The organism is Sphingobacterium paludis, from assembly GCF_004364125.1.
Taxonomy (GTDB): Bacteria; Bacteroidota; Bacteroidia; order Sphingobacteriales; family Sphingobacteriaceae; genus Sphingobacterium; species Sphingobacterium paludis.
Genome location: NZ_SNZV01000003.1, coordinates 435,202 through 458,640, shown reverse-complemented (window position 1 = coordinate 458,640; position 23,439 = coordinate 435,202). Strand labels below are relative to the sequence as shown.

Below are 23,439 nucleotides of genomic sequence, written 5' to 3'. Positions count from 1 at the left end.
AAGAATAAAAATGAGATATCTAGCGATAGTTCTGATGTTATTTACATCGTTCAAAATTGATAAAAATAAATTATTAGAGGAATATTCTATTGATCAAATTTATTCCAAAGTTGAGCTGGATTCGGGAACTCTGAATGAGGACGGGGAAGAGATTGACTTTATTTTCACAGAGGATCAAATTAAAGCTGGTAGATATGAAGTTTCTATAACCGATGGTCCTGGCGACTTGTATGAAATAAAGGGTACTGATTATTTTATAAAGTTTATTGGTTATTACGGCTACGCTGGCCATGGTGAGGAAGGCCTTCTAATAATAAATTCGTACGGTACCGGTAAGTTCACTAAATATGAAGATTGAGTCTAAATACTATTAGTTAGCTGTAAAGAACTTAAATCTTTTTATCGATCACCTTGTCAAAAGAACTTTCCTATTGGCAGAATCCGAATTGGCCATACTTAACGAGCTGCTTAGTGTCTGATCCACCGATGAGCTATGCATATCCGTATAATCTTACGGAAATGTTTGATATACTTGGCTGCAGAAACTTCCGAACAACCTAAGTTTGCTCGCAGAAAAAATTCATACCCCACCACAAATGAATGATCAATGTTGTTAACCTCAATATCTCTACGCTTAAGCCCCTGTTCTAAGTAGCTGCGCAGGTGAGAAATTGAAGTATTATAACCTTTAAGCGTATTGGGTTTGAAACCGCGGCCCAGCAACGCTTTTACCTGCGCATTATGCTCGGCGAAAACCTCCAGTAACTTTTTACGCTCAATGTCTCTCCCTAGAAATTTCAATTTCATGATCTCTGCAGTAACGGTCGTTTCATTCCTAACGAATGTGTGATGTATTTCTGCAACTTTATGTGCAACGGTATCAAGATAGGAATTGATGGAACGGGCATCTTCTTTAGATCCGTTTACACGGTTGGCATGCGAGTCCCAACGGGAAGGATCACACTGACGACCAACCGAAATTTCTTTCTGCTGGCAATCCACGGTAATCCGCAGGTAGATGGGCTTTGGACCGCTTTTGTAATTTTTAGGCTTCTTAAGGAAGAAGGACAGGGAATATTTTTCTTTGGGAATTTTTGAAAAAACCGATTCTCCGTAAAAACACAAAAGCCTGCAAACAACACATTTGCAGGCTTTTGTAAGTTTTGACTTCAAGTCTGGTAGCCCGTAGGGGAATCGAACCCCTGTTTCAAGAATGAAAATCTTGCGTCCTAACCCCTAGACGAACGGGCCATTTGCTTTTGGTGATGCAAATATAAGCGCTCTAAATCTAACTCCAAAATGTTTTTTTCAGCCTATTTTATAATAGGCTGAAATTGAAAAGATTATTTTTTAGATAAGGTCAAATCCGATGTCTCTACGGAAGTATTTACGTTCAAAAAACACCCTGCCGGCGTCTGCCGTAGCCTGTTGTAGCGCGTCAAACAGGTTATCCTGAAGCGTGGTTACCGCCAACACCCGACCGCCGGCCGTTACTACTTTGCCATCAACTTCCTTGGTACCCGCATGAAACACGATCGAATCTTCCACATTTTCTATATTGTTGATTTCCTTCCCCGACTCATAATCTCCCGGATAGCCTCCAGCCACCAACATAACCGTTACGGCCGTTTTCGGGCTCACCGTAAAAGAGCGCTCATCTAAGTTCCCTTGCGCGACACCCTCCAACAGATCAACCAAATCCGACTCGATACGCGGTAATACCGACTCCGTCTCCGGGTCGCCCATACGAACGTTATACTCGATGACAAAAGGCTCACCATCCACATTCATCAAACCAATAAAGATAAAACCCTTGTAGGGTATGTTGTCTTTTTTAAGACCTTCCACCGTAGGCTTGATAATACGTTCCTCCACCTTCGCAAGAAACGCTTCATCGGCAAAAGGAACCGGAGAAATAGACCCCATTCCGCCCGTATTTAAGCCCGTATCGCCCTCTCCAATACGTTTGTAGTCCTTTGCCGAAGGCAACACTTTATACGAGTTACCATCCGTTAACACAAACACCGAAAGCTCGATGCCCTTTAGAAATTCCTCAATAACCACAACCGAACTCGCATCGCCAAATTTTGCATCAGCAATCATCGCGGTAAGCTCCGCCTTCGCATCATCCAACGTTTCGCAAATAAGTACACCCTTACCTGCAGCTAATCCGTCTGCCTTCAAAACAATCGGTAACTTCTGTGATTCCAAATAAACCAAGCCCTCTTCCAGATTTGATTTATCGAAAGATTGGTAAGCCGCTGTAGGCACATTGTGCCTAAACATAAATTCTTTAGAAAAATCCTTCGACCCCTCTAGCTGTGCTCCTTCCTGTTGCGGACCGATAACCGGAATATGTTTCAGATCCTCCCGACCCAAAAAGAAATCGTGAATACCCTTCACCAACGGTTCCTCGGGCCCCACCAACACCATATCGATAGCATTCCCCAAGGCGAAAGCGGCTATCCCTTCAAAATCAGTAACCTTTAAATCTATGTTTTGTCCATATTGACCCGTGCCGGCATTACCCGGTGCTATAAATAATTGGTTTAGTCTCGGACTTTTTGATAATTTATATGCAAAGGCAGACTCTCTCCCGCCTGATCCAATAATTAAAATGTTCATATCGACAAAGATACCGATGTAAATCAATAATCAACAAAAATTAATTCCGTGTACGATTTTTTTTGTAAATTCCGTAAATTTTTGACCGTTATGATGTGGATAAGATCCTCTTTACTCCTCCTTTTCATGCTCAGCATCAGCGCCTCCAGATCGCAGGACATCCAAGGTCTGCTGGATAAAATCAATGCCTATCATGATTCCAGGCCTATTGAAAAAATACACCTCCACCTTGACAAAAGTAGGTATACAGCAGGCGAAACAATATGGTTTAAAGCATATGAAGTCGTGGGTGTTGAGAATATGATGTCTAACATCAGTAAGATTGCCTACATCGATCTCATCGACCCCAAAAACCGCATCATCACGGCGATCAAAATTCCATTGACGAGCGGTCTTGGTCTGGGCGATATTACCCTGCAGGACACACTGATCGAGGGCACGTATCGCCTGCGGGCCTATAGCAACTGGATGCGCAACGATAGCGCAACGTATTTCTTCAATCAAAACATCGAGATCAGCAATGGGCGTCTGGACAATGTGCTGACAAAATCAGGCTTACAGGGTGAAAACTACAGCGTACAGCTGCTAAACTTAAACGATCAGCCGCTTGCTGACGCTAATGTGCGCTACGACATCATGGTCGGCGAAAAAAGCCTAAAACGAGGTCGCCTCAAAACGAGTAAAGACGGTAAAATCGACATCCCCTTTCGCCCCGAATATGCCCGGGCAAAACTTTCCCTCCGTTTCGACAACAGGGAACAGGCACCAATCGAAAAGATATTTAAGCTTCCCGCCGCCCCACAGGCACAACATAGTATACAGTTTTTCCCAGAGGGTGGCGTTTTGCTAAGCGGCACGATTAACAAAATCGCGGTGAAGACCCTGCAGCCCAATGGCTTGGGCATTGCCGCGACAACACACATCACGACATCAAAAGGCGACACGGCTGCCGTGGTGTCAACCAATGCGCTGGGAATGGGCTCCACCCCCATCTTCATCACTAACAATGAACAATTTACTACGCACACCACCTTCGCTGATGGAACACATACAGCAAGCAAGCTGGAAGACATACAACAGTCGGGGTATAACATACAGGTCAATAATGGCAACAGCTCGAAGCTGTTTGCGCAAGTTAACCTGAGTGCTGACAAGCAAGACAAAAGCGACATTTATTTCGTGCTGCAATACCTGGGCCGTGTTTACTACGTTTCCAAACAAGCAGCCTCCAAAAGCGAGCTAATCTTTTCCTTGCCCAAAGAGCAGTTGCCGAGTGGCGTATTGACAATCAGCATCCTCAATGCGCAGCTCCAGCCGCTGATAGAGCGCCCTATCTTTATCCACAAAGAAGAGAGTATACTCCCTTTGCAGGCGACGCTCAGCAGCAAGACGGCCGCCACCCGCGCCAAAGTGTCTGTCGCGTTGGAAAGTGGAAATGTTTCGGATAGTGTTCGCTATGCTGCCCTTTCGGCATCGGTGGTGAACCTCAACAAAACATCAATCGACAGCCTGAACGCAAGCAGTATCTTATCCAGTTTATTGCTGAGCGCAGATGTAAAAGGCCATATCGAAAACCCGCGCTACTATTTCGAAGAAGGTCGTCTTAACGACCTCGATAACCTCCTGCTGACCCAAGCATGGCGCAAGATAGACTGGTCGGGAACGCTGGACAGCAATCAAGCCAATTTCTCGCCAGAAGAAGATATCAGTATCAAGGGTCTGGCACGCAAGCTTGGGCGTAAGGCTCCCGCTGCCGGAGCGAAAATGACGTTGGTATCCACCCAAAATTTTATGGATTTTATCGATACCGTGGCGAACGACAATGGCGAATTCGTATTCGACAACCTGGTTTTTCCGGATAGTATCAAATTTTTGATTACGGCCAAGGACGACAAGGGGAAAAACAATATCGATATAGTCGTTACACCTGCTACTAAGCCTACCGTCGGCATCAATAAAAACGAAGCCACCGAAAAAAACGACTTAAACAGCCTTTTGCTTGACGAGCTGTTGCAGAGCAAGAAGTATTTTGCCGGGCTAGAGTCGCAGGGGCTGATGGAGAAAAGTATTGCTATAGAGGAAGTCGTGGTGACGGCCCAGCGACCCAAGAATAAGGCATCCGAAAGTTCGGCCAACCTCAATGGGCCCGGCAATGCCGATCAAATCATCTCTGCAGAAGATCTGGAAACCTGCCCCACTTTGGACATGTGTCTGAACGGTCGACTACTGGGGGTAACGTTCCGCAATGGCGTGCCGTATACGACCCGGGGCGGTGGCCCCATGCAGGTGGTGCTGGATGGGATGTACATCGAGGGCGATCAGCTATCGATGATCACCCCGATGGATGTCCAAAGTATTGAAGTTTTGCGGAACGTCAATCATACGGCCATTTACGGATCATATGGCGCGAACGGATTGCTGATCATCACCACGAAAACGGGACGGGATGCGCTGCGGAACTACACCCCGAAAGGAATTTTGACGGTACAGCCCGAAGGTTTTCATCTGAACAAAACGTTCTACAAACCGGTTTACGAACCGGATTCGGAGACAACGTTAAACCAGGATTTCCGTACGACCATCCATTGGGAACCAAACCTGATCACGAATAAAGAGGGCAAAGCGACATTTGATTTCTATACGTCTGATGAAGGCGGGCAATATTTAATTACCATTGAAGGGATTGACTTCGATGGCCGCATCGTGCATAAGACGCTAACGCTAGACGTGAAATAATCTGTTCAAAAATAGAGCGGGTGCTTCTGCTCTATTTCTATTTTTGCTTAGTTCTCGTCTAGCCTATCGAACCATGCGTTGCTCTTCGGCGTCCAACTTAGCAATCATAAACCGCTTGATCGACGCACGCTGGACGGCATCCAGCGCATCCACTAGATTGCGCGTTACAGCATCTTCGCTAGGCTTGATCAGCACAATAAGATCTTCCCCATTGGTTGAGTGCTTTACCTGCTCCCGCATTTTCAGCAACAGTTCGCCCAAGCCCAGTTTGCCGTAGCCCACTTTCTGCGGACTCGATTTAGGAGACTCGGATGCGCCCCGATAATAGGTAAGCTCGTTGTTACCCCCCAAAAGAAGGTTCAGTGTACGCTCTTCACTCAAGAGAATAGGGGCGCTCAGCGGGCCTGTTTTGTCGGGCATAGCCACATCCAGGCTGTTGGGTGTTTGCAGCGAGGTCGTCAACATAAAAAAAGTAATCAGGAGAAACGCCAAATCCACCATTGCCGTTAAATCAACCTTAGGCATAGGCCTACTGCTGATACTTCTCCGCTGTTTTTTTCCTCCAGTGCTGTTGTTACTTGTAAAGTCTGCCATCATCATGTGTTTAAAAGTAAAACAAGGGTTCATTAAATTTTGGATGATTTTTTGTGTATTTTTCCATAAACTAGTATAAAGTGATTATGGCGGAATTCATAAAAACTCAAATTACCGATCATATTGCCTACGTTGGTTTAGACCGCGGCAAATCAAACGCGATGCATTTAGAAATGCTTCAAGAGCTTCATGCGGAATTGTTGCAACACCGAAACGATCCTGCCGTTGAGTCCCTTGTTCTGCATGGCAAAGAAGGTTTCTTTTCTTCGGGTTTGGATCTGATCACCCTTTATGGATATGATGAGCAGACCATGCTGCGTTTCTGGGAAGCCTTTATGGATGTTATTTACGACCTCTCCGCCTTTCCAAAGCCTGTTATCGCCTCCGTCACCGGGCATAGCCCTGCTGGTGGCTGTGTGCTGGCTCTTTGCTGCGACTACCGCATTATTGCAGAAGGCGATTACGTGATTGGCTTAAACGAAGTGCCCGTCGGCATTGTCGTACCCCACAGCATTTTTGCGCTTTACAGCTTCTGGATCGGCCAACCCAACGCCTACAGAAACCTGTTGGAAGGAAAGCTGCTGTCTCCTGCCGAAGCGCTTAACATCGGTTTGGTGGATGAACTTACGGCAGCAAACCGCATCCAAACACTAGCCGCGCGCAAGGCCAAAAGCTGGACACAGTTTGACCGCTCCGCATGGGGAGAAACTAAGATCAACCTGCGGCAGGAACTGCTACGAAAAATTAAAGAAAACAAAACAGAAGCCATACAACAGGTGTTAGAGCAGTGGTGGCGACCGTCAACACGACACATATTGAAAACGATAATTGACAATCTCACAAAAAAAAGGGGGTAAAACATGGTACAAGGCGCATTAAAATCCGACGCACTGCAAGGCAAAACAATTGTCGTTACCGGCGGCGGAACGGGGTTAGGCAAAGCCATGTCGCATTATTTTTCCGAACTTGGTGCCCATGTGATTATCACAAGTCGAAAAATTGACGTGCTTGACCAAACAGCCAAAGAAATAAGTGCTGCTACGGGAAACCGCGTGTTGCCCATAGCTTGCGATGTCAGAGACGTCGCACAGGTTGAAGAACTTCTTCAGAAGAGCGAGGAGGCATTCTCTCAGGTAGACTTGCTTGTTAACAACGCGGCGGGAAATTTTATTTCACCTACGGAACGGCTTTCTGCCAATGCCTTTTCCACCGTGATCGACATCGTTTTGAAAGGCACGGTAAACTGTACGCTGACCTTTGGAAAAAACTGGATTGCCAAAAAGCAAAAAGCCTCCGTATTGAATATCGTGACCACCTACGCCTTCACGGGATCGGGCTATGTAGTACCGTCCGCTATTGCGAAGGCCGGCGTCTTGGCTTTAACCCGATCGCTAGCCGTTGAATGGGGAAAATATGGTATCCGAAACAACGCCATCGCGCCGGGACCATTTCCTACCAAAGGCGCGTGGGACAGGCTGCTGCCCGGCGAACTTATGGAAAAGTTTGACTTTAAAAACCGGGTGCCGCTAAAACGTGTTGGCGAACATCAGGAATTGGCCAATCTAGCAGCCTTCCTCCTTTCAGACTTTGCCGGCTTTATCAACGGAGAAGTCGTTACCATTGATGGCGGCGAATGGCTACAGGGTGCCGGCGAGTTCAACAATCTGGAAGCCATCCCCAACGAGATGTGGGACAGCATAGCGGAGACTATCAGACAAAACAACAAATCATGAAAAAAATAGCCTTGGCTTTTTGCTGTGTGGCAACGTTCCTTGCCTCCTGCAATTCATCCAACAAAAAAAGCGAAGAAAAGACAGACTCTGTCTCGACAACGTTGCGCCCGAGCGAAGAAGCACAAGCCATGACCGAGGTGATTACCCGATTTACGCGGGCCTACCTGAGTCAGGATAATGAGAAAGCAAATGCCCTGATCCATCCGGAGCTTGGCCTGTATATTATCTATCGACCGGGTGCTATGGACGCCTATAAACATGTCGATCGTTTAGATTTTAAAAAGCCCGTGCCCGAGCATTTTCCCTATACCACATTCCAGAATGACTACGTGCTGAGTTTTGCGGAGACTCCGCATTACGACTGTGGAGGCGAGAAGTGGGATAAACTAGGTTTCTTCTGCGACACCACCAAGCAGGCGAACCAGCTCGCCCAAATTACGGCTTTCCAGCAGGAGTTTGAACAGGTCGATCCCAGTACCGTTAGCAACATCAAAGCGTTGGAAAAAGACAGTTACCGCGTGGTGTTAACCAATGCGGAAAATCTCATTTTCCATATCAAAAAGTTTGAAGGATCTTGGTATGTTATCGTACTGGACCGCGCTTACGGTTGGTGCGATGCATAGCGCATAAAATGCGCTCAGGACTACGCCAGCGCATACATTAATTTAATATATACACCCTCACTGATTAAAAAGAAACGCCTATATTTAGGCATTAAATATCTATACATAATGAATACTATTGACCAAGCCACAAATGATCGCATACACCAATGGTTAAGTGCGGAGTACGACGCAGAAACCGTTGGACAGGTACAGAAACTTGTGGACGATAAACAAGAAACAGAATTGATCGATTCCTTCTATAAAGAGCTGGAATTCGGAACAGGAGGATTACGCGGCATTATGGGCGTGGGCTCCAACCGCATGAACAAATATACCATTGGAAAAGCGACACAAGGTTTAGCCAACTACCTTAAAAAACAATTCCCGAACCAAGCGGTGAAAGTGGCGGTTTCCTATGATAGCCGTAACAATTCGCAAAAGTTTGGCCAGCTGGTGGCGGATGTATTTGCCGCTAACGGAATTCACGTATACCTTTTTAAGGAACTTCGCCCTACACCGATGCTATCCTTTGCCGTGCGCCATTTTGGTTGCCAGGGCGGCGTGATGTTAACAGCATCGCACAACCCAAAGGAATACAACGGCTATAAGGCCTACTGGAATGATGGCGGGCAGCTTGTTGCGCCACATGACAAAAACGTCATTACCGAGGTCAATGCGATCCAGTCTGTAAATGAAATAAAATTTGATGGCGTAGCGGAAAATATCACCCTGGTCGGTGAAGATTTTGATCAACTGTATATCGATGCCAACAAGCAACTGAGCATTCACCCGGAAGCTGTTGCCGCGCAAAGCGACTTGAAAATCGTCTTTTCTTCGATACACGGCACGGGCATCACCATCGTTCCAAAAATGCTCGAAGCATGGGGTTTTAAAAATGTTCAAGTTGTTGCTGAACAGGCTACACCAGACGGAAATTTCCCGACAGTCGTTTACCCAAACCCCGAAGAAGAAGAAGCCATGAGCATGGCCAAGCAAAAGGGCCAGGATATCGATGCGGATGTCGTTATGGCGACTGATCCTGATGCTGATCGCGTCGGCTTAGCGGTGAAGAACCACAACGGCGAGATACAGTTATTAAACGGCAATCAAATCGGCAGTCTACTTACCTACTATGTGCTATCCTCGAAAAAAGAAAATGGCACGTTAAAAGACAATGACTTCATCGTAAAAACGATCGTTACCTCCAACCTTATTAGCGATATCGGGACTGGTTTCAGCGTTAAAAACTATGAAACCTTAACCGGCTTCAAATTTATCGGCGAGGTTATTACCCGAGTGCAAGGCAAAGAGAACTACCTGGTCGGGGGCGAAGAAAGCTACGGCTTTTTAGTGGGCGACTTGGTACGCGATAAGGATGCCGTGAACGCCTGTGCGTTTATTGCCGAGATGGCAGCATACTTCAAAAACCAAGGGAAATCACTTTTTGATGTCCTCTTGGAAATCTACGAGACCTATGGTTTTTACCAGGAAAAATTAATCTCATTAACGAAAAAAGGAAAAGCAGGGGCTGATGAAATTAAACAGATGATGGCTGACCTGCGTGCTAACGCTCCGCAATCGCTAGGCGGCGTCGCCGTGAAGGAGATCCGCGATTATGAAAACGGTGTGTCGACAATCTTGGCAGACAGCAGCCAATCGACCATTGACCTACCTAAATCGGATGTCTTGCAGTTTATCACCGTAGATGGTGATGTGATCTCTGCCCGCCCATCAGGCACGGAGCCAAAGATCAAATTTTACTGCTCGGTAAAGGAAAGCTTAGCAAACCGTTCACAATATGAAGAAACAGCCAAGAAGCTGGAAGAAAAAGTAAGGAATATCATGGCGGACATTGTAAAAGACTAAGGATGGAAAAATGGACGTTGCTGGAATCAAAATACCTCGTTCAACGACCTTGGGCAACACTGCGCGTCGATAAGCTGCAGTTGCCCAACGGGACGATCAAAGATGAGTACTATGTCTTGGAATATCCCACTTGGGTTAATATGGTCGCCATCACCGAAGATAACGAAGTGCTCTTCGTACAGCAATACAGGCATGGTGCCGGACAGATCATGGTTGAACTGCCTGCGGGTGTGGTTGAAGATGGCGAAGATCCGGAATTGGCCGCCCATCGCGAACTGCTGGAGGAAACCGGCTATGCATTTGACAAGATAGAAAAGATCTGCGCGCTCTATGCGAACCCAGCAACAAGTGGTAACGTAACTTATACCTACCTGCTGACCGGTGGCCGTAAGGTACAGGAGCAGGAACTAGACGCTTCCGAAGATATCGATGTGGTGCGCATGTCTATAGACGAGGCAAAGCAGTTTTTGCTGGCCAATAAAATCGGCCAGGCCTTACACAGCTCTGCACTTTTTTATACTTTTCAAAAATTAGGTTTGCTGTGAGCAAACCTAATTTTATTCCCTAAACACATCCCCTCCCCGAATAATCCCCATGATTTTTGTACCTTTGCCATATGGCGAGAGAAATCTTTGAAACGAAGCGAAAAGCATTAAAAATCAACTTAAATCCAGATATTTACGGCACCTTTGCGGAAATTGGTGCAGGGCAGGAAGTGGCCCGTAATTTTTTTGAAGCAGGTGCAGCATCCGGCACCATTGCCAAAACCATATCGGCCTACGATATGGCTTTTAGTGACGCTATCTATGGGGTCGAAGAGTCTGGCCGTTACGTGAGTCGCACGCGACTAAACAAGATGCTTCACCATGAATTTAACCTGCTTACCGAACGCTTATACGGCGAGAAGTATGGCTCGAAGAAGTTCTTCGCTTTTGCCGACACCGTTACCACCTTAAACTTCACGAAAACCAATGAGCCGCACGGCTGGATCGGCGTACGCTTTCAGCACGAAGTCGGTGGCCCCGTGAATGACATCGTTATCCACGTCAGGTTGTTGGATAGCGACTCCCGATTACAGTCCAAAGTGCTGGGTATCTTGGGGGTCAATCTCATTTTTGCTGCCTATTATTACGCCGAAGATCCGCAGACGATGATCGAGTCCTTGGTAGACAATTTATCGATCGGCTCTGTAGAAATTGATTTGGTTAAAGTATCGGGGCCCGTGTTTGAACAGGCGAATGAACGTTTGCTCAATCTGTACCTCATCGCGAAGGGCTTCGCCAAAGCAGCGATTTTCCGGCCGGATGCAAAAGCAGCACAAATCAAAGACTATCTTTATAAGAAGAACATCATTATTCTACGCACCAAATACCGTCAGAAATCCAATCCGAACTTCGACCTGTTCAACCTTGCGGTGGAGCAGTTTGAAAAGAATAGCGGCGCCACCCCAGCAGACACCGTGGTCTTGATTGAGGTATTAATGAGTAACGCGCTAGATGAAGACAACGCTATCACCGATGAAGACCTACGTTACTTCGCCGAGCGTGCCGAGTACCTCTGTTCGACAGGAAATAACATTATGGTGTCCAACTTCCACCGCAACAACTACCTGGCAGAGTTCGTGAAGTCTTTCAAGCCCAAACATGTGGGTATTGCGACCAACGTCTCCAACTTGAAAAACATCTTTAACACCCATCAATACAATAAAGAAGAGTATACAAACGAGCTTCTCTCCTACATCTCGGGCATGTTCAGCAAAGATGTGCGGCTGTACGCCTACCCGTATTTGGATAAAAAATCAAACGAGATCGTTACCACGCGAAACATGCCGGTAGCGGACGAAGCGCAGCATCTTTTCGACTTTCTGATACAGAATAAATACATTGTCGATATTGAAAATTACGACGAGAAATATGTAAAAACGGTGTAGCACCGGTACTAACAAAAGGAGGATTGCTTGGCACGCCTCCTTTTTTGTTTTCATAGTCCTCCCACCTTAAACGCATGAATCGGTATAGCTTTTCAACCTTTGTTTGTACATTTGGAAAAAGACAACATATGAAAAGAATATATTATGCCTTCCCGGCACTGCTGTTGATCGCCGCATCATGTGGAGGAGGGAAGTACGCAGCAACAGAAAAAGTTTACAAAGAAAAAGCGAAAAATTTTGCTGCGCAATATAGTCAAGCACCCGTAGAAGGACAATTGGATAGAGTGCTTTCCGGCAACAAAGAGTGGATCGCTTCCACCAACTTTGGCGTACGCAAGCCTAATTATGTTATGATACACCATACCGCGCAGAACTCGCTCGACCAAACGGTTAAAACCTTTCACAACGAGAAAGTAGGTGTTAGTTCGCATTACGTTATTAGCCGAGATGGCAAGATCGTACAAATGCTAAACGACCTTTACCGCGGTCATCATGCGGGTTTAGGTCGTTGGGGAAATGACACCGACCTCAACTCTTCCTCCATCGGTATCGAACTGGATAACAACGGCACGACCGATCCTTGGCCTGATGCGCAGGTGGCAGCTTTGCTTAGCTTATTACAGCAGCTCAAAGAGACCTATAAAATACCCCAAGCAAATTTCATTGGTCATATGGATTACGCCCCAACGCGTAAAAACGACCCATCTCGGTTCCCGTGGAAAAAATTGGCCGATCGCGGGTTTGGATTTTGGTATGACGAGGTGTTAGAGGAGCCCCCGCTGAATTTTGATCCGAAGTTGGCTTTGCGCGTGATCGGATATGATGTGAAGAATATAGATGCCGCCATCAAAGCCTTCAAAATTCACTATATACAGCGAGATACAACAACCGCCATCTTAACAGCACAGGACCTGAAAATCTTGTACGCTATTTTTAAGAAATATTTGTAGTATCGCTTATCCTTTTAGAAAGGCTAGAGGGATAATCGATTAACTCAAAATACGTCATTGCGAGGAAGTATGACGTAGCAATCTGCATTTGTGTATGGTAAGATTGCTTCGTCGTCGTTACTTCTTCTCGCAATGACGAAAATTAATCAATTTTTTACAGCTTCTTCAGCAAAAGACTAACCGCAAATTAAGCTTCAGCGTATTCCTCAATAGGCGGGCAAGAACAAATTAAGGTTCTATCGCCTTGCGAATCATTCACTCGCCCTACCGAAGGCCAAAACTTGTTCACCTTTAAATAAGGTAACGGATAGGCCGCGGTCTGCCTGCTATATGGCCTGTTCCAAGCATCAGCTGTAACGACCTCTGCCGTGTGTGGCGCATGTTTCAGAACATTATCTTTTTGATCAGCATCGCCAGCTTCCACAGCGGCAATTTCTGCACGGATGGCAATCAATGCATCACAAAAGCGATCCAACTCCGCCTTCGACTCGGACTCCGTTGGCTCGACCATCAAGGTACCCGCAACCGGGAAAGAAACGGTGGGCGCATGAAAACCGTAATCCATCAATCGCTTCGCGATATCGGCGACTTCGATGCCTGCATTTTTAAATCCACGGCAATCCAAAATCATCTCGTGTGCGCAGCGGCCATTGGCTCCGGCATAAAGAACGGAATAATGCCCTTCTAGACGAGCTTTGATATAATTGGCGTTTAAAATCGCAGTTTTTGTAGCAGCGGTCAATCCGTCTTCACCCATCATGGCGATGTATGCATATGAAATGGTCAAGATAGATGCTGATCCAAAAGGTGCAGCAGATACCGCCGAAATACCTTCGTCTCCAGAAACGGCAATCACCTCATGGTTGGGAAGGAAAGGCACCAAGTGCTCTACCACACCGATAGGCCCCATGCCTGGTCCACCGCCTCCATGTGGAATACAGAACGTCTTGTGCAAGTTTAAGTGACAAACGTCAGCGCCAATAAAGCCTGGGCTTGTCAAGCCAACTTGCGCATTCATGTTTGCGCCGTCCATATACACCTGACCGCCATTAGCGTGAATAATTTCACAAATCTCGATAATCGACTCTTCAAACACGCCGTGTGTCGACGGATATGTCACCATCAGGGAATTAAGATTCGCGGCATGCTCTTCTGCGCGGGCACGAAGATCGGCCACGTCAATATTACCAAGTTCATCACACTTCACGACGACGACTTTCAAACCGGCCATCGAAGCCGACGCCGGGTTCGTCCCGTGTGCCGATGCTGGAATTAAACAAATATTACGGTGGCCTTCCGAACGGCTTTCATGGTAAGCGCGGATAACCATCAGCCCTGCATACTCCCCTTGAGCACCTGAGTTGGGCTGGAAAGACATCTTTGCAAAACCAGTGATCTCCGACAGCCAATCATTTAGCTCATTGATCAGTTGCATATAGCCTGATGTTTGGTCTACCGGCGCAAAAGGATGCAAACCACCGAAATGTGCCCACGTCAATGGAACCATCTCCGTTGTTGCATTTAACTTCATGGTGCATGACCCAAGTGGAATCATCGAGTGACAGAGAGAAAGGTCTTTTGACTCCAGCGATTTAATATACCGCAACATTTCGCTCTCCGAATGGTAGCTGTTGAAAACTGGATGAGTCAAGTACGCCGATGTACGAACAAGCGCTTCTGGTATCGACGAAGTAAGTTCCGTAGCCAAGCCGTTTAGATCCACATCATTCAGGCTTTTTGCTTTGATTTTTGCAAAAACCTTCACAATGGTCTGTATATCTTCGAAGGTGGTCGTCTCATCGATGGAGATACCCACCGTGCCTTCGTTATAGAAGAAGTTCAATTCATTGTTGAGCGCTTCGCCCTTTAGCGCGCCCACATGGTCGCCTACCACCACGCGCAGTGTATCAAAGTACGCAGCGTTTGTTTGCTCGTAGCCGAGCGCTTGTAGTGCCTGATCCAGCAACTTGGCTAAATCATTAATGCGGCTAGCAATATTTTTTATGCCTTGCGGGCCATGGTATACTGCGTAAAAAGAAGCCATGATCGCCAATAGCGCTTGCGCTGTACAGATATTGGAAGATGCTTTGTCACGACGGATATGCTGCTCCCGTGTTTGCAAAGCCATACGTAGTGCGTAGTCGCCATTTGCATCCGAAGTAACACCGATAATACGGCCGGGAATGTTGCGCTTAAATGCATCTTTTGTAGCAAAGAAAGCGGCATGCGGACCACCGAATCCCATCGGCACGCCGAAACGCTGCGAGTTACCCACCACAACATCAGCACCCCATTCGCCCGGAGGCGTAAGCAACGTCAAAGAGAGAAGATCTGCCGCAACGCAAATGGTTATTTGCTGAGCGTGCGCAGCAGCGGTGAAGTTCGCGAAATCGGCAACGGATCCGTCAGCCGCAGGATACTGTATAAATGCAGCAAAAACGTCATCGCTCAGATTTGACTCTTCTAAATCGGCCACGCGAATCTCCACGCCAAAGGGCATGGCTCTCGTCTGCAAAACGTCTAAGGTCTGCGGATATACATTGGGCGTCACAAGAAAAACATGGGCAGCCTTGTTTTTGCGTGCACTGTAAAGCATAAACATCGCCTCTGCGGCAGCAGTAGCTTCATCCAGTAGCGACGCATTAGCCACCTCTAATCCAGTAAGATCAGAAACTGCCGTCTGGAAGTTGAGCAACGCTTGTAAACGTCCTTGTGCGATCTCCGCTTGATAAGGTGTATACTGCGTATACCATCCTGGATTTTCCAAAACATTGCGTTGGATAACGCCAGGCACTGTTACATCATAATAGCCTTGACCGATGTAGGATTTGAAGACCTTGTTTTTATCTGCAAGCTGCTTCACCTTGGCTAAATAGCCTTTTTCGCTCAACGCTTCAGGCAGTGCTAGTGGTTTCTTCAGTCGGATTTGGCTGGGGACAGTTTGCTCGATCAGTTCATCTAACGATGATACGCCTAAGAAGGCTAACATTTCTTGCGCCTCTTCTGCCCTCGGGCCGTTATGACGATCTTGAAATTTTTCTTGATAAAATACGTTGCTCATTGTTGCGCTTAACTTTTTGCTTTGCGTCGTCCTAAGTCCATCCAAATAGGTCTATAGAAAGACACTTTTTTCATATACGTTTTGAGAGTGCAAAAATACGATTTTATCTGCTAATAAATAGCCGAGCGTTTCATTTCTTTCCGACAAAAATATCACGGCTGTTTCTGTAGCCCTTTACCGCAACAAACTGCTGATTATGAAGGCGTAATTCCCCCACCTTTGTAACGTAACAAAACGATTATAGCCTATAATTTGTCTAGAAATGACCGGAAAGCGGCCAAGCCTTTTCCTTGGTTTTGGAAACCGATACTTTGTTTGATAATACGTGTCCCATCATCGATCGTCACGATATAATCCACACCGTCTGAACAGCGCGCACAGTCCGCATACACACGGTCATAAAGTTCCAACTCGTGAAGATAATTTATTCATTAATCGAAAAAAATAACACCCACGCTACAGATTAGTGATCAAAATAATTAACTATCTTTATTTCATATTTGCGACCTACATTCATTGTTATGTTGAAGCTTTCTGTAAAAAACGAGACGAGTCGATTACGGGCTGTTATTCTTGGAACGGCCGATCAGAACGGACCAACACCGGACGCAAGTGAAGCCTACGATCCAAAATCGCTGGAACATATCCTAGCAGGAACCTATCCGCTTGAAGCCGCGATGCAGCACGAGATGCATAGTTTTCTACAAGTCTTGGAGCGGCATAACGTCAGCGTATACCGGCCAGAAATTATCCCTGATTTAAATCAAATTTTTTCACGCGATATAGGCTTCGTTGTCGACGATATGCTTATCAAAGCGAACATACTGCCTGATCGAGCCGGCGAATGGCAAGCTATCCAGCACATCGTGCGGCAGCTTGCACCAGCGCAACTAATTGTTCCGCCAGAAGAAGTGCATATTGAAGGTGGCGACGTGCTCGTTTGGAACGAATTCCTTTTTGTAGGCACCTACCTTGGTGCCGATTACGCCGACCTGAACACCGCACGAACCAATATGGAAGGTGTACATTTCCTTCGAGAACTCTTTCCTGAAAAAAAAGTGATTGCCTTCGATCTGATAAAATCCATGATTGACGCCCGTAGCAATGCTTTGCATCTCGACTGCTGTTTTCAACCGGTGGGCACCGATAAAGCCATTATCTTTAAGGGAGGTTTTCGAAATCCTGATGAATACGAGTACCTTAAAAGCCTATTTGGTGAAGAAAACTTGTTTCATATTACCGCGGACGAAATGTACCAGATGTTTAGCAATGTCTTTTCAATTTCCGAAGAGACGGTTGTTACGGAAGAGCGGTTTGATCGCTTGAACCGATGGTTGAGGGAACAAGGTTTTCATGTAGAAACCATTCCATACCATGAAATAGGCAAACAAGAGGGCTTGTTACGATGCTCGACACTTCCACTCTATAGAGATTAACGCTATGAAACAGACGACAGACACTGTTCTATTGGTTAGGCCATACCGTTTCCGAAAGAATGAGGAGACGGTTGTAAACAACTATTTTCAAGCAGATATCACCGCACACAATGCCGCAGAGCTAGCCCTGCAGGAGTTTGATCGCTTTGTAGAGCAACTTAGCGACCATAAAATCAATACACTGGTGCTGCAGGATGAGGGATTGTTTGACACACCTGACAGTGTTTTTCCAAACAATTGCATATCCTTCCACAAAAGATCTGCCGTGCTGTACCCGATGTTTGCCGATAATCGCCGCCGCGAACGGCAACTAAACTATGTGGAAGCGCTGGAAAAATGGGGCTTAGCATTTGACGATTTAATAGATTACACGGCCTATGAACGGGAACATCGCTTTTTGGAAGGCACAGGAAGTTTGATCTTGGATCGAGTGAAGCGAATAGCATACTGCGCATTATCACCCCGGGCAGATGCCGGAATCGTGCATCAATTTTGTCTGGATTTAGGATATGATCCCTTTATCTTTGAGGCAAATCAAACCGTTGACGGGCTGCGCAAAGCCATCTACCACACCAATGTGATGCTTTCCATCGGGACGGCCTTCGCCGTGGTATGCCTGGAGGCGGTAGACAATCTCCTCGCTCGGGAGCAACTGATCACCCGCTTGCAAGATAGTGGAAAAAGCATTGTCGAAATTAGCGAACAACAGATGACAAATTTCGCCGGAAACATTTTAGAGGTACATGCTATAACAGGCGAGCCGCATATCGTGATGAGTACGCAGGCCTACCACAGCTTTACGGCCGCGCAGATAAAGGAGCTCGAAAAATATGGCTGTATCATACATTCCCCACTCGGCACGATAGAACAAGGTGGTGGCGGTAGCGCACGTTGTATGGTTGCAGAAGTATTTTATTAATTGCCTACCGGTCGCTAAGAAGTTCCCGACGCACACGGCTAAGACTTTCCGGGGTAATACCCAAATACGAAGCAATCATCCATTGTGGCACCCGCAGGAGCAACCCGGGATACATGTCCATGAACGAGAGGTAACGTTCCTTCGCCGTCATCGCCAGCAGGGAGTTGATTCGTTTCTGCTGTATGTAAATATTGCGCTGCAGCGAATTTTCCAGAAAGCAGGCAAATTCAGTGCGCCGTTGCGAAGCTTTTTCCATAAATGTGGGCTGTATATACACCACCGTGGAATACTCAATGGCTTTAATGTAATAATCCGAGGGCTTGTTAAAATATTGACTAGCTCTATCCGCTATAATCCAATTTTCCGGTGCAAACTGCAAGATGTGCTCCCCCCCTTTTTCGTCCAAGGAGAAAGACTGCAATAAACCACTCTCCACAAAGAAGGCATAGTGACCAACTTCACCTGCACGCAAGAGGTAGGTGTTATGCGGTACCGTCTTGAAAGCATAGTACGGCTTGAGCGCTTCAAAATCATCGCGCGATAAGCCACCCTTCTCCCTGTAGTAGGTATAGAAGCGGCTATCTTGCAAAATATGTGCGGCGTTATCCACTAGTATAGGATTGTAAATTTAAAGTCGAGCGGATTGAAGTGCTTTTCCAGCTCGTCTATCAGAGGCTCCCCGTGCTTAACATATAGCGAGGCAAAGTTTTCCGATCGCTCCTGCAGACCGCCGTTGGGGAAAAGCTTATCCTTGACGCGCTCTATTTGGATCAGCGCATCTTCGTAATTGTGTTTGTCGGCTTTAAGGAGCTTCTTCTCCAAGCTATTGATTGCTTTCTTCAATCGCGCTTTTACGGCTTCCGTGCTGGCTCCTAAGCTTGGATCAATCTTATGCGTGCGCAGCTTTATTTTGCCAAAGATGGAGTTGAGTTCCATCCACTCGTCGCGTAAATTGAGACGGTGTTTGGTATGCCGGCGCACGTATTCACTCTTCAACGCATCTGCTGATTTAAAAATACTTTTAAAGGTGAGGTCTAAACGGAATATTTTACTCGTGACACTATCGTCGGTGATCATCGCCGAATTGCGGGGTACCAAGATAGGAAACGGCGCATCATATTGATTGAAATTAGATTTCAGTTGCAGCCAATACACAATTTCTGCCCCCCCGCCTATGTAGGCCAAATTCGGCAGAATAATCTCTTGATACAACGGGCGCATAACCACGTTTGGACTGAACCGCTCCGGATGGTTTTCAATCTCCGCTTTAAGCTCATCGGGGCTGAAGTATAGATCTTGATGAAGGACTTCAAAACGGCCATCTTGCAGGCGGACAATGCGTTCGCGGAATTCATCCGTCAGGTAAAAGAAGTTGATGTCTCGCGCGTGAACCTGCGTTTGAAAGCCCAAATCCTCCAACTTCTTCGAAGCGTTCGCGATGGCTTTCACACTCTTTTCTTCCAGAATGTCCTGCTCGATGCAAGGGATGAAAACGCGCTTGAAGGCTTCCCGGTCTGCATCAATAATCACAAGCCCTTGCTGTTTGAAAAGTTCATTAACCATCGTTCTCGTGGCATCCGCTAAGGATAAACCTTGCAGATAGGCTTGCTCAACAATGGCCTTCAGCCGATCGGCATTGGGCGATAACCCAAAGGTGTTGCAATATTGCTTTACCGTATCGGCGATGCTAGCTGTAGACATCCTACCGGTGCCCGAGACAGCCGGAATGTCCCAGCTGATCTTCTTCCCAAAGACCCGCGTATGGTTAATTTCCGCAAAATCATGGTCTTCGGTAGCCATCCAATAAACGGGCACAAAGTTATAGGCTGGAAAAGCTGCCTTTAAGTCTTTCGCTAAGCGTATGGCGGTTACGATTTTGAAGATAAAATAAAGCGGCCCAGTGAATATATTGAGCTGATGCCCTGTAGTTACCGTAAATGTATTCCGCTCGCCCAGCAGGGACACATGCGCCGCTACACGCGGCGATTGTTCCAGGATCGCGCCATATTGTTCCTTCAGCTGGGCAACCAACAGCTCCCGATGCGGGAAATCTTGTCGCCGATCGATCTGTGCGCGAAATCCTTCAAAATCTGGTCGCTCTCCGTAAAATGGCTTCAGTTGCTCATCATTCGACAGATAGGCCAGTAAGGTGTCGGAAAAACTTGCGGTATCGCTGTAATCGATATAGGTTGCTTTCATTTATCTCTTCTACTTTGTTGCGTCGGGATCAAAAGATGTGAAGAATGAACTTCTTACGCATACTAATCAATCGATAAAACGAATTTGAGTATCACCGAACAGTTGGTCAAATTACATAATTTTCAGAAAAGGTCGAAGATGACATCCCAATTTAGTGCTTATTTGACAATAGCTTTATACAAGCTTATCCGATCCACAGCGTATCAAATACAAATCGCGAGCTGTAGGGCTCGCGATTTGTATGGAGGCATCTTTACTTTATTACTGTTCCGTAAAGATCGAAGTCTTCCGCCCGATCAATATGAACCTGAACAAAGTCGCCAATACGGGCATAATTATCTTTTGCGTTCAGCACCACTTCGTTATCGACCTCGGGCGAATCATACTCCGTACGGCCAATGAAATAGTCGCCATCAAGACGGTCGATTAATACGTTATAGGTATTTCCGATCTTGTTTTGGTTTTTCTCAAACGAAATGCCTTGCTGTACTTCCATGATTTGCTCTACACGAGATTCCTTCACCTCCTCAGCAATATCATCGACTAAGCTAAAAGCATGGGTCTTTTCTTCATGGGAATAGGTAAAACATCCCAAACGATCAAAGCGAGAAGCCTCCACCCATTCCAGCATCTCCTCAAAATCCTGCTCTGTTTCTCCGGGGTATCCACAAATCAGCGTAGTGCGTAGCGCGATATCCGGCACCTTATCACGGATCTGATTAACCAGATCAATTTGCTTTTGCTTGCTGGTACCGCGGCGCATGGATTTTAACATGTTGTCGCTGATATGCTGTAGGGGCATATCCAGGTAATTGCAAATATTGGAGCGCTCATTCATCGCATCCAAGATATCCATCGGGAAGCCGGACGGATAAGCGTACTGCAATCGAATCCATTCGATACCATCCACATCTGACAGATGCCGCATCAAATCAGCCAAATTTCGCTTACCGTAGATATCCAAACCATAATAGGTGAGGTCTTGCGCTATAAGAATCAGCTCTTTCGTGCCATTTGACACCAAAAACTTCGCTTCTTTCACCAAATCATCTATAGATTTAGACACATGTTTACCGCGCATTAACGGAATGGCGCAAAACGAACAAGGCCGGTTACAGCCTTCGGCAATTTTGAAGTATGAAAAATGGGAAGGTGTCGTTAGCAGGCGCTCGCCCAACAGCTCATGCCGGTAATCAGCGCCTAGTGTCGACAACAATTCGGGTAAATCATTCGTTCCAAAGTAGGCGTCCACATTCGGAATTTCGGCCTGCAATTCAGGCTTATACCGTTCAGAAAGACAACCCGTAACAATCACTTTATTAACTTTACCTTGGTCTTTAAGTGCTGAATATTGTAGGATCGTATCAATAGACTCCTGCTTAGCATTGTCGATAAACCCACAGGTATTAATCACGACGATATCATGAGCACGAATGTTGGAAGCCTCGTGCACAACTTCCATTTGGTTGCCTTTCAACTGCCCCATCAAGACTTCGGAGTCATGGATATTTTTGGAGCAGCCCAATGTCACGACATTGACCCGCGGTTTACTGACCGGGGACGCTACCTTTGCATATTTTGTTTTCATCTTCTTCTCTTCAGCGTTCGGGCTACCCGCTTTTCGGCAAGCATCCGAGCGTATCCTCAATTTCCTTTATTGCGCTCCCGAAGAAACCGCTGTATTCCGGTTCAACGTGAAACGTTTCCCTATTTAAACAAACTTTCGACGAAGTCTTTCTTATTGAACAGTTGCAAATCGCCGATTTTCTCGCCTACGCCGATATACTTCACGGGAATTTTAAACTGGTCCGATATGCCGATGGCAACGCCACCTTTAGCGGTACCGTCTAGCTTGGTCAACGCTAGCGCATTCACATCGGTGGCCTGCGTAAATTGCGTCGCCTGTTCGATAGCATTCTGCCCGGTAGAAGCATCTAACACCAATAATATTTCATGCGGTGCATCGGGCACTACTTTCTGCATGACGTTTTTAATTTTCGTCAGCTCGTTCATTAAGCCGACTTTATTATGCAAACGTCCGGCAGTATCAATAATTGCCACATCGTCGCCGTTTGCTACAGCAGACTTAACCGTGTCGTAGGCAACGGATGCGGGATCAGAACCCATGGGTTGCGCGACAACGCGAACACCGACGCGGTCTCCCCAAAGTTGTATTTGGTCAACAGCCGCAGCACGAAAGGTGTCGGCAGCGCCCAGGACCACTTTGTTGCCCGCCTCTTTAAGCTGATGTGCAAGCTTGCCTATGGTCGTGGTTTTGCCCACGCCATTTACGCCCACAACCATGATCACATAGGGCTTATGGCTACCATATTCAAAAGTTTCAAAATCATTGCTATTATTCTCCGCAAGCAGGTCTTGAATTTCTTCTTTCAGCAAGCGGTTCAGGTCATCTGTTGTGACATACTTATCTCGTGCAGCACGCTTCTGAATACGGTCAACAATTTTCAGCGTTGTGGTTACCCCTACGTCCGACATCACCAACACCTCTTCCAGATTATCCAGTACCTCATCATCGATGGTCGATTTACCGACTACTGCTTTGGTAATTTTGGAAAGAAAACCCTCTTTTGTTTTTTCCAAACCTTTATCAAGAGCTTCTTGTGCCTCTTCTGTTTCCTGCTTTTTCTTAAAGAAATCGAATAATCCCATATGTAACCTATTAGAAATGGTTATGCCTTGCTTACAACCTGCCAAATATAGGCAAAATCAGCTATACTAAAAAAGCCCTTTCGGCGTATACCAAAACGGCTTCTTTCTTTTTAAA

Annotated in this window: 20 protein-coding genes and 1 tRNA gene; 11 read left to right on the top strand and 10 right to left on the bottom strand. The window is 46.4% G+C overall.

What is annotated here, in order from left to right; all coding sequences use genetic code 11:
- Window positions 1–10 precede the first annotated feature (10 nt).
- Window positions 11–358: a hypothetical protein gene (locus tag B0I21_RS08130; RefSeq protein ID WP_133639962.1), complete on the top strand. Its 348-nt coding sequence runs from the start codon at window positions 11–13 to the stop codon at window positions 356–358.
- A gap of 110 nt (window positions 359–468) precedes the next feature.
- On the opposite strand, the gene B0I21_RS08125 is transcribed toward B0I21_RS08130, so the two are convergent.
- The 3 genes from B0I21_RS08125 to purD form a co-directional block, all read right to left on the bottom strand.
- Entirely contained in the window at window positions 469–1,125 is a 657-nt protein-coding gene (locus B0I21_RS08125) for a phage integrase SAM-like domain and Arm DNA-binding domain-containing protein (protein ID WP_262708483.1), read from the bottom strand.
- 51 nt (window positions 1,126–1,176) lie between these two features.
- Window positions 1,177–1,251: transfer RNA gene (locus B0I21_RS08120), tRNA-Glu, on the bottom strand.
- Window positions 1,252–1,350: 99 nt separating this feature from the next.
- Window positions 1,351–2,625: a phosphoribosylamine--glycine ligase gene (gene purD, locus B0I21_RS08115; RefSeq protein WP_133639961.1), complete on the bottom strand. Its 1,275-nt coding sequence runs from the start codon at window positions 2,623–2,625 to the stop codon at window positions 1,351–1,353.
- Window positions 2,626–2,715: 90 nt separating this feature from the next.
- Between purD and B0I21_RS08110 the strand changes: the two genes are divergently transcribed.
- Window positions 2,716–5,361, top strand: coding sequence for a TonB-dependent receptor plug domain-containing protein (locus tag B0I21_RS08110; protein WP_133639960.1), 2,646 nt, complete (start codon window positions 2,716–2,718; stop codon window positions 5,359–5,361).
- Between the two features lie 63 nt (window positions 5,362–5,424).
- Here B0I21_RS08110 and B0I21_RS08105 read toward each other — a convergent pair whose 3' ends face one another.
- Window positions 5,425–5,955, bottom strand: a complete 531-nt coding sequence (locus tag B0I21_RS08105) for an ExbD/TolR family protein (protein ID WP_133639959.1) — start codon at window positions 5,953–5,955, stop codon at window positions 5,425–5,427.
- A gap of 86 nt (window positions 5,956–6,041) precedes the next feature.
- On the opposite strand from B0I21_RS08105, the gene B0I21_RS08100 reads away from it, so the two are divergent.
- From B0I21_RS08100 to B0I21_RS08070, 7 genes are all read left to right on the top strand, one after another.
- Window positions 6,042–6,812 (top strand): enoyl-CoA hydratase/isomerase family protein, encoded by a 771-nt coding sequence (locus tag B0I21_RS08100; RefSeq protein ID WP_133639958.1) that lies wholly within the window; start codon window positions 6,042–6,044, stop codon window positions 6,810–6,812.
- A 3-nt stretch (window positions 6,813–6,815) separates the two neighbouring features.
- Entirely contained in the window at window positions 6,816–7,688 is an 873-nt protein-coding gene (locus B0I21_RS08095; protein WP_133639957.1) for an SDR family oxidoreductase, read from the top strand.
- The gene (locus B0I21_RS08090; protein ID WP_133639956.1) at window positions 7,685–8,311 is read left to right on the top strand and encodes a hypothetical protein; all 627 of its coding nucleotides are present in this window, start codon (window positions 7,685–7,687) and stop codon (window positions 8,309–8,311) included. Before B0I21_RS08095 ends, B0I21_RS08090 begins: the two co-directional genes overlap by 4 nt.
- A gap of 108 nt (window positions 8,312–8,419) precedes the next feature.
- Window positions 8,420–10,159, top strand: coding sequence for a phospho-sugar mutase (locus tag B0I21_RS08085; protein ID WP_133639955.1), 1,740 nt, complete (start codon window positions 8,420–8,422; stop codon window positions 10,157–10,159).
- A 2-nt stretch (window positions 10,160–10,161) separates the two neighbouring features.
- Window positions 10,162–10,704, top strand: a complete 543-nt coding sequence (locus B0I21_RS08080) for an NUDIX hydrolase (RefSeq protein WP_133639954.1) — start codon at window positions 10,162–10,164, stop codon at window positions 10,702–10,704.
- Window positions 10,705–10,775: 71 nt separating this feature from the next.
- On the top strand, window positions 10,776–12,089 hold the full coding sequence (locus B0I21_RS08075; RefSeq protein WP_133639953.1) for a nicotinamide mononucleotide adenylyltransferase: 1,314 nt from the start codon (window positions 10,776–10,778) through the stop codon (window positions 12,087–12,089).
- A 128-nt stretch (window positions 12,090–12,217) separates the two neighbouring features.
- Window positions 12,218–13,039, top strand: a complete 822-nt coding sequence (locus B0I21_RS08070; protein ID WP_133639952.1) for an N-acetylmuramoyl-L-alanine amidase — start codon at window positions 12,218–12,220, stop codon at window positions 13,037–13,039.
- 187 nt (window positions 13,040–13,226) lie between these two features.
- Here the strand turns inward: B0I21_RS08070 and gcvP are convergent, their stop codons facing one another.
- Both gcvP and B0I21_RS20090 read right to left on the bottom strand, forming a co-directional pair.
- Window positions 13,227–16,100, bottom strand: a complete 2,874-nt coding sequence (gene gcvP, locus B0I21_RS08065) for an aminomethyl-transferring glycine dehydrogenase (RefSeq protein ID WP_133639951.1) — start codon at window positions 16,098–16,100, stop codon at window positions 13,227–13,229.
- A 245-nt stretch (window positions 16,101–16,345) separates the two neighbouring features.
- Window positions 16,346–16,510: a hypothetical protein gene (locus B0I21_RS20090; RefSeq protein ID WP_166637807.1), complete on the bottom strand. Its 165-nt coding sequence runs from the start codon at window positions 16,508–16,510 to the stop codon at window positions 16,346–16,348.
- 111 nt (window positions 16,511–16,621) lie between these two features.
- Between B0I21_RS20090 and B0I21_RS08060 the strand changes: the two genes are divergently transcribed.
- Both B0I21_RS08060 and ctlX read left to right on the top strand, forming a co-directional pair.
- Window positions 16,622–17,536, top strand: coding sequence for a dimethylarginine dimethylaminohydrolase family protein (locus B0I21_RS08060; RefSeq protein WP_133639950.1), 915 nt, complete (start codon window positions 16,622–16,624; stop codon window positions 17,534–17,536).
- Between the two features lie 4 nt (window positions 17,537–17,540).
- A complete protein-coding gene (ctlX, locus tag B0I21_RS08055; protein WP_133639949.1) occupies window positions 17,541–18,455 on the top strand; it encodes a citrulline utilization hydrolase CtlX in 915 nt (304 codons plus the stop codon).
- 4 nt (window positions 18,456–18,459) lie between these two features.
- Here ctlX and B0I21_RS08050 read toward each other — a convergent pair whose 3' ends face one another.
- The 4 genes from B0I21_RS08050 to ftsY form a co-directional block, all read right to left on the bottom strand.
- Window positions 18,460–19,065 (bottom strand): Crp/Fnr family transcriptional regulator, encoded by a 606-nt coding sequence (locus tag B0I21_RS08050; protein ID WP_166637806.1) that lies wholly within the window; start codon window positions 19,063–19,065, stop codon window positions 18,460–18,462.
- The gene (gene bshC, locus B0I21_RS08045; protein WP_133639947.1) at window positions 19,065–20,654 is read right to left on the bottom strand and encodes a bacillithiol biosynthesis cysteine-adding enzyme BshC; all 1,590 of its coding nucleotides are present in this window, start codon (window positions 20,652–20,654) and stop codon (window positions 19,065–19,067) included. Before bshC ends, B0I21_RS08050 begins: the two co-directional genes overlap by 1 nt.
- Window positions 20,655–20,907: 253 nt before the next feature.
- Window positions 20,908–22,242: a 30S ribosomal protein S12 methylthiotransferase RimO gene (gene rimO / locus B0I21_RS08040; RefSeq protein ID WP_133639946.1), complete on the bottom strand. Its 1,335-nt coding sequence runs from the start codon at window positions 22,240–22,242 to the stop codon at window positions 20,908–20,910.
- Between the two features lie 119 nt (window positions 22,243–22,361).
- The gene (gene ftsY, locus B0I21_RS08035; RefSeq protein WP_133639945.1) at window positions 22,362–23,324 is read right to left on the bottom strand and encodes a signal recognition particle-docking protein FtsY; all 963 of its coding nucleotides are present in this window, start codon (window positions 23,322–23,324) and stop codon (window positions 22,362–22,364) included.
- Window positions 23,325–23,439: the final 115 nt, after the last annotated feature.